The 11,827-nt window shown below is 43.7% G+C and carries 9 protein-coding genes; 2 read left to right on the forward strand and 7 right to left on the reverse strand.

Annotation, left to right across the window (positions count from 1 at the left end; genetic code table 11):
• Positions 1 to 499 precede the first annotated feature (499 nt).
• Entirely contained in the window at positions 500 to 1,321 is an 822-nt protein-coding gene (locus tag G337_RS0122885; RefSeq protein WP_028865907.1) for a helix-turn-helix domain-containing protein, read from the forward strand.
• Between the two features lie 159 nt (positions 1,322 to 1,480).
• Positions 1,481 to 3,028 carry an MOSC domain-containing protein gene (locus G337_RS0122890; protein ID WP_084605587.1) on the forward strand — a complete coding sequence of 516 codons (1,548 nt, stop codon included), beginning with the start codon at positions 1,481 to 1,483 and terminating at the stop codon, positions 3,026 to 3,028.
• 473 nt (positions 3,029 to 3,501) lie between these two features.
• Here the strand turns inward: G337_RS0122890 and G337_RS0122895 are convergent, their stop codons facing one another.
• From G337_RS0122895 to G337_RS0122925, 7 genes are all read right to left on the reverse strand, one after another.
• Positions 3,502 to 3,780, reverse strand: a complete 279-nt coding sequence (locus G337_RS0122895) for a hypothetical protein (protein ID WP_028865909.1) — start codon at positions 3,778 to 3,780, stop codon at positions 3,502 to 3,504.
• A gap of 57 nt (positions 3,781 to 3,837) precedes the next feature.
• Positions 3,838 to 4,230, reverse strand: coding sequence for a hypothetical protein (locus tag G337_RS0122900; protein ID WP_028865910.1), 393 nt, complete (start codon positions 4,228 to 4,230; stop codon positions 3,838 to 3,840).
• Positions 4,230 to 8,324 (reverse strand): RHS repeat-associated core domain-containing protein, encoded by a 4,095-nt coding sequence (locus G337_RS27210; RefSeq protein WP_084605588.1) that lies wholly within the window; start codon positions 8,322 to 8,324, stop codon positions 4,230 to 4,232. Before G337_RS27210 ends, G337_RS0122900 begins: the two co-directional genes overlap by 1 nt.
• Before the next feature lie 7 nt (positions 8,325 to 8,331).
• Complete coding sequence (locus G337_RS0122910) at positions 8,332 to 9,309, reverse strand: hypothetical protein (protein ID WP_028865911.1); 978 nt, start codon at positions 9,307 to 9,309, stop codon at positions 8,332 to 8,334.
• The gene (locus G337_RS0122915; RefSeq protein ID WP_028865912.1) at positions 9,306 to 10,364 is read right to left on the reverse strand and encodes a hypothetical protein; all 1,059 of its coding nucleotides are present in this window, start codon (positions 10,362 to 10,364) and stop codon (positions 9,306 to 9,308) included. The genes G337_RS0122910 and G337_RS0122915 overlap by 4 nt, the downstream gene beginning before the upstream one ends.
• A gap of 141 nt (positions 10,365 to 10,505) precedes the next feature.
• The gene (locus G337_RS0122920; RefSeq protein WP_028865913.1) at positions 10,506 to 10,799 is read right to left on the reverse strand and encodes a PAAR domain-containing protein; all 294 of its coding nucleotides are present in this window, start codon (positions 10,797 to 10,799) and stop codon (positions 10,506 to 10,508) included.
• Positions 10,800 to 10,877: 78 nt separating this feature from the next.
• Positions 10,878 to 11,810: a hypothetical protein gene (locus G337_RS0122925; RefSeq protein ID WP_028865914.1), complete on the reverse strand. Its 933-nt coding sequence runs from the start codon at positions 11,808 to 11,810 to the stop codon at positions 10,878 to 10,880.
• Positions 11,811 to 11,827: the final 17 nt, after the last annotated feature.

The following is an 11,827-nucleotide window of genomic DNA, read 5'->3' on the forward strand; positions in this document are numbered from 1 at the left end:
TTAGTTTATTTAGCGAACAATCCGGAAATGTGAGCGGCCACTATTTAATTGGAATTACCGGCATCTTTTTTTTAAGTGATAACAAAATCTGTTGTTTTTTTGTGCGACACGCGTCCCACAAAGACAACAGTTTCACTTAGATGTGGCTTTTAATTTATGCAGAACAACAGGTTATTGCAGGAAAAATAAATCAGAATCTGAGCTTTTAAAGGAGTGTTTATGATAAAAAGAGGAGGGTAAACGACGATATAAACCCAAGAATGCCTGTCCATATTTTGCGCAAACCGACGTATTTTTTAGACGGAAAGAAGGTTCTTAAAATTCTTTTTAGAAACATAAATGATCAAAAGCAGGCGACAGTTATCCGCTCCGGCAGACAAAAGACATTTTCTATCAAAATAGAGACACATATTCAGCGTTTCCTATAAGACATCTGGTTTTTAGGAACGATAACGAATAAGCTGATGTTGAACGTCACGATACTCGTCAGCAGCTCTGTATGACGAGTATTGGCAAATACCAGCAGCAGGACAATATAGTGACAGATAAACACGGCCGGCACGGATTCCACCAGACAGATAATAAGCACTCAATTTACAGTATTTCACAGAAGTCGAACTATGGTAACAGTGGCTTTCATAGCCATGAAACGGGTCAGCTGCTGTATCTGTCTGAAGGTATCACTCACTTAAGCATTCCCGGTCTGCAGGCGGTAATCAGTCCGAGCAGAGCAGCCTGGATCCCGCCCAATTTAGAACATTCTACGGTGATGAATAAAGCTCACCACTATCAAAGCCTGTATATAGATACTCAAGTTCACCCCGATCTACCTAAGCACTTCTGTATTAAGCAGGTTTCACCACTATTAAGGCAGATGATTCTTGATGTCGAACACTGGCAGGAACCCTGGGATGAATCCAGTATCTACGGCCTGAAAGCACAAGTACTGGCTTATGAAATTACTGCCGCCAGTGAAGTCCCGATACAAGTACCGAGCCCTTCAGACAGACGACTTGCGATAGTTTGTGAACAGTTAATGCGCCAGCCGGATATCAAGCATTCATTGAAAGAGTGGGGGCAGATAGTCGGTGCCAGTGATAAAACCCTTTCCCGCTTATTTAAATCCGATCTCGGTATCAGCTTTCACCATTGGCGCCTGCACGTCAGGATGATGCACGCCGTCAGCTTATTAGATAAAAATCTTTCCAGCACAGATATTGCTTTAGCCATAGGCTACTGCTCTGACAGCGCTTTTACCCATGCCTTTAACGGCTATTTTGGTTATCCACCGGGGGAATATAAGCGCAGCTCATCTAACTGATGACACATCTTGTCTGTATTTTGATATTTGACGTCGCCGCAAAGCAGCCCTGCTGACATCAATGCAGGTACACTTTGAAGACAATTTCAACTTCAAGGTTCTATTATTATGTCGATTATATCTAGTGTCTGTGAACTCAGGACTGGGAAAGCTAAGATAATGTTTCCCAAAAAAATCAATACTGCTATTGATAAACATCAAGTCACCCAAATTAATGTTACGCTTTCAGGCATCAGCGGCGATGAACATGTTTATGAAGAGTGTATCGATGAAGACAGAGTGATCCTTCAATGTGCCCCCGAGCACTACAGCCGCTTAAAAAAGCATTTTCCCGAGTCCAGTCACCTGTTTGTCAACGGCGGCTTTGGTGAGAATCTGACTGCCGAGGGAATGAACGAACATAATATGTGTATAGGTGATATCCTGCAGATCGGTAAAGTTAAGCTTGAGCTCTGTCTGCCAAGGCAGCCCTGCTTTAAACTTAATCATCGATTTGAACAGCCGTCCATTTCACGTTATGTGCAGGATAATGCCCAGACAGGCTGGTTCTACCGCACATTAAGCGAAGGGGTAATTAACCTGGGTGATAATATCGAACTGCTTAAACGCCCCAACCCTGAATGGACCATTGCTAAAGTCCAGCACTACCTTTATGTTGAGACAGATAATAAACAGGCGGCTGAAAAGCTTGTCGAACTTGAACCTTTTGCTGACGAGGTAAAAGATGTTTTTAAACATAGACTTGCCAGTAACAGCGCAGAAGACTGGAGCAGTCAATTATCTAATGAGTCGGCCCGACTTGAAGTCAGAGTCGTTAAAATTATTGATGAATCCGATAAAGTCAAACGACTGCTTCTCAGCCGTACCGATTTAGGTCCCTTACCTGCTTTTACCGCCGGTGCGCATATCTGCCTGCATCTGGACAACGGCCTGACACGCGCTTACTCTCTGTGTGCACCACTTAACAATGACTGTTATGAAGTAGCTGTAGGCTTAGCACCTGACAGCCGCGGCGGTTCAAAATATATTCACGAACAGATAAAACTGCGGGATGTACTGCAGATATCTGAACCTGCTAACTTATTTACAATGACACGATCTAAAAAGCAGATCTTTGTCGCAGCGGGTATCGGCATCACGCCCTTTCTGGTTATGATTGAGGAAGCCGCCGCTAATGACGAAGCATTTGAGCTGCATTACTGTGTCGATGATACCACCGACTACCAGTTTCAATCTCAGCTGGCTAAATATCAGGACAACGTTTTTACCTACAGTCTAGAACAGCCTTTAGAGATCAATAAGCTGCTGGATAATCATCAAAGAGGCACGCATGTATATACCTGCGGCAGCCCTGCTTTTATCCGTTTAGTCAAAGAAGCGGCTGAACACTGGAGCCCCGACAATGTTCATTTTGAAAACTTCAGCGCAGAGTCAGTTACAGATGCGAACGAATTTATGGTTAATATTCAAGGAAGTGAGCAGCAGATCAACGTACCCGCAGATCAAAGTATGCTTAATGCACTGCGGGATAACGGCATTGAGATTAACTCGGGCTGTGAAACCGGGCGCTGCGGAGCATGCTGCGTTGACTATCAAGGCGAGGTAGAGCACAAAGACAGTATTCTTACCAAGTCCGAAAGAAAACGATGCATGATACCCTGCGTGTCTAGAGCCAAAGGAGCTGACTTAACCATCTCACTGCCTTAGCAGCAGTAAAACCGCGAAACCACCAGCCAGCCGTCCGGATGATAATACAGACGGCTTTTGTTGAAAATAAACTACCCTTGTGCCTGCTGTTCATGCTTCTATTTCTGGTTCTTTAGAACTAAGTAGGCATCAAGGGTTTTGATTTTACGTTTCTAGCAACCTTATTCATACCGAATTTCGCTACTATTCCCATCAATAAAACAGGTCAGCGGCTCCTGCTCATTATGAAAATATTGACCGGCATTACCTAAACTGTCAGTGCTGCTTTTATTACCATTACATTCAAAGTGATAATCGTAAGCGCCGTTGTCACCCCGTTATTTAGAGACACTGCATTTGAGAGTGAATGAAAGTATTTAGGTGTGAAAGCGGCTAAACAGAGTGTGTTTAGCCGCTGAACGGAGAGGTTAAAATATAAAAGCAAAAGGCACGTTATGCAACCTTAACTCAATCATAAACTATACCTGCCAAAATTATTCCATTACCGATGAATTAAGTTTTTGAAAATATGTTTTAAGTTTTATTAAACCAGACTCTAATTCAAATTTTTGCACCTTAACGTCTTTAAACTTAGCCGCATTAGTGAAATGAGTACTAATCATCATCGCCGTTCCCTCTAGTCCTTGAGGGGCTGCTGCGGTTAATGCTTTAAGCAGCGGAGTAACCTGTTCCCAATACTCATCCATTACGTCAGGTGTTTCATAAATAGTGCTCATGATGTTGAGCAGCTCCAAGCATTTTTTTTGTTCCATAAAATATCGTCCTTTAAGCAGCCGTTGAATCAAAAAATGAAATTGTGAAAAGAGCGTTTATCGATAAATATTTAAAAATACACCTAATGGAGTTTCTGAACATATAAATTCATATTGCTCAATATCCCCCCATTTATTGCCATAACCATCTTCAATAGGAAAATATAATAATGAAATACCACTCTTGGATTTATGGTTTAAATTAATTCCTCTATACTGATAACCTTCTTTTAACGGAATTGAGTATGATCCAATTAAACTTCCCTCCAGATTATACGCATGTATTTTTCTTTCTTTATATACAGCAACAAACAGGACTTCATCACTCTCTACAAAAATATAGCGAGCAGTAGATGAAAAATGTTTGGAAATTTTCACCTCATTACAAAGCCATGATATTGTTGTTTCTGCATCTTTACCTTTACCAATGATTTCACTTGAAAAATTCATTATTTATCCACTTTTTTAATTTTAACAACATCAAGATAAGGTTCATCTGTAAAGTCATTGAATTCATTTGGTCTAGCATTCGACCATACTTTTTTAGGTTCCGAAAATGTAATTTGAGTACCTCCACCTTTTAGGTATTTACCATTATCTATTTGTGGTCCAACAGGTCCCTCATACACATCAAACTCTTTATTTACCCGATATGTCACAACATTATCTAATTTTGGTTTCCATACTTCTTTAATTGCCAACTGTTGCCGACCATACTCTGTATTTACTATATTATCTTGAGTTCCAAATTGCCCAGGTAAATCTTCCATCCCCTCGTTTACAATCATATTAAAAGTTTCACCAGTTTGCATGGTTCGCTTTGTACTCTCAAAATCAAAACCAACAGGCCAAGGAGATTCATTTGCTTTTAATTCTTTATATGCATTAGAAGCTTCACTAATTGAACTAAATTGTCCCTTATGATCTTTCTGAAACTCATTCCAGGTATTTTCTTTACAACTTAACCCAAACGGATCCACCCAGTTCACCGGGTTCGGGGCATACTGATAATGGTTAATACCACCCGCTAAACCAATCGGATCTTGATGGATAAACCGTCCCTGCTTCGGGCAGTAGTATCTAAAGCGGTTGTAGTGTAATCCACTCTCCTCATCAAAGTACTGCCCTTGAAAACGCAGCGGGTTTTCGATCGCATTTTCGGTTTGCTGTTTCTCTTCCGCACCAAACAGATCACCACTATTCTGCCAAACGGCCTGTTGGTTTTTATCCGTTAAGCAGATCGGCGTGCCGAGCTGGTCAAGGTGGTAATAATAAATTTCATTATCTTTAAGCAGCGCGACAGGTAAAAAGGTGTCCGGCAGATAGATATACCAGGTGTACTGCCCGTTGGTGTGCTCACCAATCAGCTGGTTACCGTCCCAGATAAAATCTGTCTTGCCTGTTTCAGTGATTTTGGCACTTCGTCTGCCCAGGGCATCATAGTGATACTGGCTGAGTTTGCCGTTGCTGTTAAGCTGACGCAGCTGGTTTAAACCGTCGAAATTACGTTTCTGAATTAAACCTGTTGCAGTACAACTTATTTGGTTACCTGATTTATCATAACTATAATCCGCACCGGCAAAGCTCAGCAGGCGGTCATTTTCAACACGCGTTTCGCGCTCCGCCAATGGCTGTGCATTATCCACCTTGGGGTTACCAAAGGCATCCCACTCAAAGCTGTCGCTTTGCTCTATTGGCTCTTCTGCTGTTTTACACTGACTGCTGACCAGCTGACCTAATTTGTTGTAGCTGAAGCTGCGAGCTGTTTCGCTTTGCTGCGTCTGCTCACTGCTCTGGGTTAACTGGTTTTGTTTATCGTACTGGTAGTCTCGCTGTAATACCTTGCCTTGTTCACCTGACCAGACCTGGTCTGTTAAACGCGACTGTACATCAAAACTTTGGCTTAGGGTGATGCCGTTACCCAGGGTCTGTTGTTTAATTAACCCCGCATCACTGTATTCAAGCGCCAGTAACGCTTTTTCGTTTTCGGCTTGTGCCAGAGTGAGTCCAGACAACTGCCCTAACGCGTTATACTGATAGCCTATTTTTGTGCCGTCTGGCAGACTCAAGGCACTGCTCTTACCCTGTTGATTAAAGCTGTAATCAAGCGTCCAGTCGCCCTGCTTTGCTTGACTCACCAAACCGTTAAGGTGGTATTGATGCTGCACAACCCGTTCACTGTTATGCGCTAACGTGACACGGCCGATTTCATCATACTGATAAAAGTTATGGCTGTTAAAGGTGCCCTGGCTGTCTTGGGAAGATTTAACACTCTGCTGGTCAATAATGCGGCCGCGGTTATCACGCTTGAGTTTAATAAAACGCTCATTACCGTCATTCACTGCCGTTAAGTTATCAAGCGCATCATATTCATAGCACTGCACACGTCCGTCAAAACCGGTTATTTTAACCGGCTTTTCTGTCGGACTGTATTCTATCTGGTAAGTACATTCATCACTGCGCTCAATGCCGATAAGGTTGCGCTCTTTATCATACTGATAATTAAGCCAGCTGCCGTCGGCAAAGGTCTTTTTCGTCGGCTGCGACAAGCCACCGTAACTGTAATGGGTAGTTTCACCATCAGGGCTTATCATGCAGGTTAAACGCCCGGCATCATCATATTGATAACCGGTTTGAATACAATTTTCAGGGTTGGCATCCTGCGGGTGATAGCTGACCTGCTCAACAACCTGTCCGCGTGTATTACGCTTATATTCAGTCACCAGCCCCTGCGCATCGCAAGCTGCATTTAAACGCCCTAGGCTGTCGTAACTATAACGGGTTAAGGCATCACCAACTTTTTCAGCCAGTAGTTCACCGTTATCATTCCATTGATAAAAGGTGCTGACGCCGTCCAGCGCCGTTTTCTCACTCAGCAGCCCGGCTTCATTATATTGATAATGTACTGCCCGCCCGTCCGGGTGCGTTTCTGATAATAATTTACCCGAAGCATTAAACTGGCGTTTAAACTGTCTGCCCAGCGGGTCAACCGTGGCAATACGTTTACCAAAAGTATTGTAAACATAAGTAGTCCGGCTGCCGTCGGCTTCAACCTGCCCGGTTAACTGCCCGGCTTGATTGTAAATATAAGCGGTACATTGACCAGCGGCATCAAGGGTTTTGATTTTACGCCCCTGACTGTCATATTCATGCTGTGTTTCATTACCATTGGCATCAATAAAACAGGTCAGCAGTTCCTGCTCATTATGAAAATAGTGTTCAACATTGCCTAAGCTGTCGGTGCTGGTGCTTTTATTGCCGTTATATTCAAAGTGATAATCGTAAGCGCCGTCATCGCCCCACTGCCGGCAGCATTTGGCCCGCTCACCTTCCCCTGTCCAGGCAAAATAATGGCTGAAACCGGATGCGCGGATACGCTGCTTTAACAGTGAGCCAGCAAAATATTTATACTGCTCAGCAGCCCCCTGGCTGTCAATCGAGGCAATCAGCGACTGGCTGTCGTTATACTGGTAGCTGGCTAATAACTGAGGCAGCACCTGCTGTTTACCGCCCTTATCAATAATATAAGCGGCAATGCGTACAATATTGTTCGACGCATTATAACTGAGTATTACACCGCGGTTTGCGGTACAGGCAATACTCGAAAGACGCTGCTGTTTGTCATAAGAGAGCGTTAATTCATTGCCTAATTCATTGCTGACAGTATGCAGCAGCCATGACTCATCATGTTTAGTAAAAACCCAGTGACTTTCATCCGGGCGGATAAGCACCTGCCGTCCGTCACTGTCATGCAGCAGTGCTAAACCCGAGCTTGCCTGGTAGCTGGTCTGGCCGCGTTTGACGATATCAAAATGATGGCTGTTACCCTCTTCATCAATCAGCTCAAACCAGCGTTTACCCGGCTGTTTCGGCCCGACTTTCGGCGGCGCCTGATAACGTTCAATCAGCTGTACACTAAAACTATGGCGCCAGCCGTAACCTAAGCCGACATTGTTTTTTATTTTTGATGAGCGGTATAAGCGGCGCCAGATAAGCGGAAACAAGCCGTTCAGTTCAAAATCCTGCAGCGGTAATATCTCTTCACCGGTCACCATGGAAACCGGATCGCCGCAGGTTGCGTGCTCTGAGGCAGGTTTCTTAGTTCTGTCGTTATTTGTCGAGCTTCCCTTCACTGCGGCATTTTTATCCGTTTTTCCTTTGCTTGAGGTGCCGGTAGACGCCGAACGATACGCTGATTTATTACCAACAGACGCGGCTGTTTCAGAAGAAGTTTGTGTAGTATCTTTCGGAATATCTTTAAACGCGGACAGTTTACCCTGTATTAACGCATTTTTTAGATGTCCGCCAATTTCCGGTGCATTCACGCCAGAGCCTGCATTTACGGTCCGTAGTAATGCATTTGCATTAAACGTTGAAACCGGGTCATTTACTAATCCATGAGCAATATCAGCAAACAGTCCCGCTTTCTGCGCACCGTCTTTCATATTAACAGGTGCAAAATTCGCTGGTGCCGCGGAGCCTTTGGCCATCAACACATAACGACTGCTTCGTCCTTGTAATTGAAATTTATACTGTTGTGTCATTTAAACGCTAATCCTTGCCTGACCATGAATACAAATTAACTGCTTGATACAGCACATCAGAAATTTCAAGCTGCAGCGTTACACCGCTTAAGCTTTGATTCTGATAAGCATGGTAAATATGTAAAAAATTATATAATCCGCCGACACAGCCCAGCTCTCCGGTGAACATCGCGGTTTGTTTTAACTGAGTCCTCTTATCGACATATGACGCTAAACGTATATAAGCATTCAACCAGGGAGATATCGTATTTTCGAGTCCGTTACCCGGCGCATAAAAGGTATCGATATTTCTCTCCGACGGGTTGTCATTCAAGACTGTTGTCATTTTATAAAACAAACTTTCAACCGCCTGCGTGCGCTGTATTTCCGTAGCGCTTTCAGTCTCATTGAATAAAACCTTAATACCGCTCTGTGCGGGGCTTATACAGGTAACAATGACTCCCTCTGAAGGTATTAAGCCGTTACCGCTCTCTGCTGTTAAACAGCAGTTATCAAACGCAAGGTTTTCAATATCATGAAATAAACTGTCCACCGCAATCACACAGACTTGATTAACCGTCTGCTGTTCAAACAGTGCCTCCATTGGGTCAACCGACATCATAAATGCACTGCGCCCGAAGGGAAAAAACTGACTTTTAGGGTGGATAAACAGCCCCGGGAAGCGCTCTTTTATTACTGATGCCCAATGAATAAGCGGCTGAGCCCCCTGCACCGTCAATTCCGGCAGCAGCCAGAAAACCGGCGTGGTTTTAAAATCAATATTGCCTTCTGCCAGCAGTTTTTCAACCAGCGCTTCGAGCAGCGAGATAATACGCTCAAGTTTATTTTCCCCTTTGCCGAGTTCACAAAAAGCCGCCGGAATCTGTTCACCGCTGCAAAGTGTTGTTAACGGACAATCACCCGGTATTAAATCAAGCGCCAAAGCACTGTCAATATCAGCTTCAATGCCCAGCAGCATCTCGGTATGGGTCAACTGCATTCTCATAATACGGCCTCCGGGCAGGCGTAATAAGGCGCACTGTTATCATCTGTCAACGAAGCCCTGTGCAGTGAAGCAGTACGGCGATGAATTTGACTGCCGTTTACCCAGATTTTGTCAAGATTTTCAGGGGTAACCGCTAAACCTGCTAAAATCCGCTCTCCCAGCGACGGGATTAATGCTTCATCCCAGTAATGGAGGATTTTAGCGCCGTAATAAGTGAAATTTTGAATACGCTGTTCCTCTTCGGATTCAAACTGAATGGCATCGGGGATTAAACTGTCTAGCGACGGCCCCATTAAGATACGCAGCGCGTGGTGCGCATCGAGTGTAAAAGCTTTACTCTGCAGATAGCGGGCTAAAAACGGAATAAACTTGCTGTAACCGCTTAACGCCATGACATTAATAATCAGAGCGGTATTATTTTCATCACTGGACAGATGATTAACCACTTCGGTCAATTGGCGCTCATCCAGCATCACTACATATAATTCAAACAGACGGCTGTGCAGGCAGTTACAGGTGATAAAATCTGCTGCTAATTCACTGCTTAACGATGTGCTGTTAGTCAGTACCGTTAGATATAACTGTGAAAGTGCTGAAACGTCTTGAAAGTGCTGCTTTGAAAAGTCTGACAACACAGACCATTGGCGGCGGTAAAAGCAGGCTGTTAACTGATTATTTAATAGAGCTTCACTATGCGAGGCTTGTAAAACGCAGTTTTCAATATGCATTGATAAAGCAAACAGCGGTGCAATGCTCTGCAGTGACTGGCAGTTCATTTGATACAAATGCTCCACTACTGCCTGCGGGTTTTGATGGATAAGGGCGTACAGCTGCAGCATCAGCAGACACTGCGTTTCTGACATTTCAGCATCCTGCTGCAAAGCAGATAAAGCGGTCTGGATATCCGAGCAGGAAAAAAAGGGATGCTGCTTTTTAGCTAACAATCGCGCACAGGCGATTAAACGCGCACGGCTGTCGTCTGCATTGCTTTTAAGCGCATAAAATGTGTTGATGAACTGCGCGCGCTGCGCTAACAATTCATTCATATAATCCATTATCACCAACATCCATTCACTACTATTTAATGATTTAAAACGACTGATATGATACCGGCTGCTTAAAAAGATTTCCGAGCCGGGCTTTTTCAGAATAAAGAAAAGATAAGCAGCTCAGGCAAAGCTGCGCTCTCAATATAACTAACCGCCAATGACCACGGTCGGGTTACCCATAACAATAACACCACCGTGATTAGTACCGTCCCCCATTCTAGCTGCAGGTTTACCGTTAATTTTGACTGAACCGGAACCCGCTTTAATCGAATCCGGCGGCCCGACACACACGCACATATCACCTTTACGGGCAGCCGGCATACCGCCGATCAGCACATTACCCGAGCCGGCTGCAATCGGCCCGCCCACGTGCGGCACTGGCCCGGGATTAACTTTAGGGCAGGCATGAAAGTGTGAAATTGTTGCTGCGGGTTTTCCCATTTTTTTACCTAATTAAAATTAAATAATGTTTTATTGTTTTAGACTTCGGCTTTTACCGGAAATGATTTTTTAAGAGCTTTAAGTATTAACTTTTATCCACTCTCTTGTCGCACTAGGCTCATAACGAACAAACCAAGGGTTAGGCTGCTGTTCTGCAGGGATAAAATTCACTGCATTAGGTGTTTCAAATACACCAACAGGCTGTCCTTTATCTTTTAAACAAATAAATTTACTGCCCACTAGCTCAAAAATACCAGCTTCACCGCCAGCTAGAAAAATTCGCTCTTGAATTGCACCAACGCCGTACCAGGAATATTGCGCAGAACCTAAATCTTTAAAACCATCACGCGCATTACCCACTAATAAGCAGCCGCTTCGGCCCGTGATATAAACTAATGTACTGGAAATAACTTTAACATCGGTAAAAGCATCATCAATTTTCACATTGTCAGGTAATGCGACTTTCTGCCATCCATTGCCATCAAAATGATGGATATTACCGTGATAGCCGACAATATAAACATCATCACTGGCTGAGCCGTCAATTGCATTAGGTGCTTGCGGTAAAACATATTCAGTCCAGTCAGAACCATTCCAATGTAAGGCAGGTCCTGCAAATGAAGTTACCCAAACATCTGAATCGGTTGTCCCCCAAATACCATTTAACTGCCCTTTAAACGCTTCGGTAACCTGCCAGTTAATATCAAAGGAGCCACTGTTAAACTTTAATAAATTAAACGGTGCTTGCTTAAACGTTACCTCCGCAGTGGTAAACACATCACCTTGATCATCTACAACCCATAAATTACCTGTATCAGATACCCACATAGCATTGAGTTGAAAATTAGCTCCTAAAAATGTCTTTGAGTTTGTCACTCCATTTTGTCTAATTAACCTTTGTACACTTCCTACTGCCATCTGTGGTGCTGATTCGTTGTAATATGTAGTCAACGCATAATCCGTTTGTTTAACACCTGCAATATCAATTACATGCACTACCTCATAGCTCATATAAAAACCTTATAAAA

Origin of the sequence: Psychromonas aquimarina ATCC BAA-1526 (assembly GCF_000428725.1) — a bacterium.
Taxonomy (GTDB): domain Bacteria; phylum Pseudomonadota; class Gammaproteobacteria; order Enterobacterales; family Psychromonadaceae; genus Psychromonas; species Psychromonas aquimarina.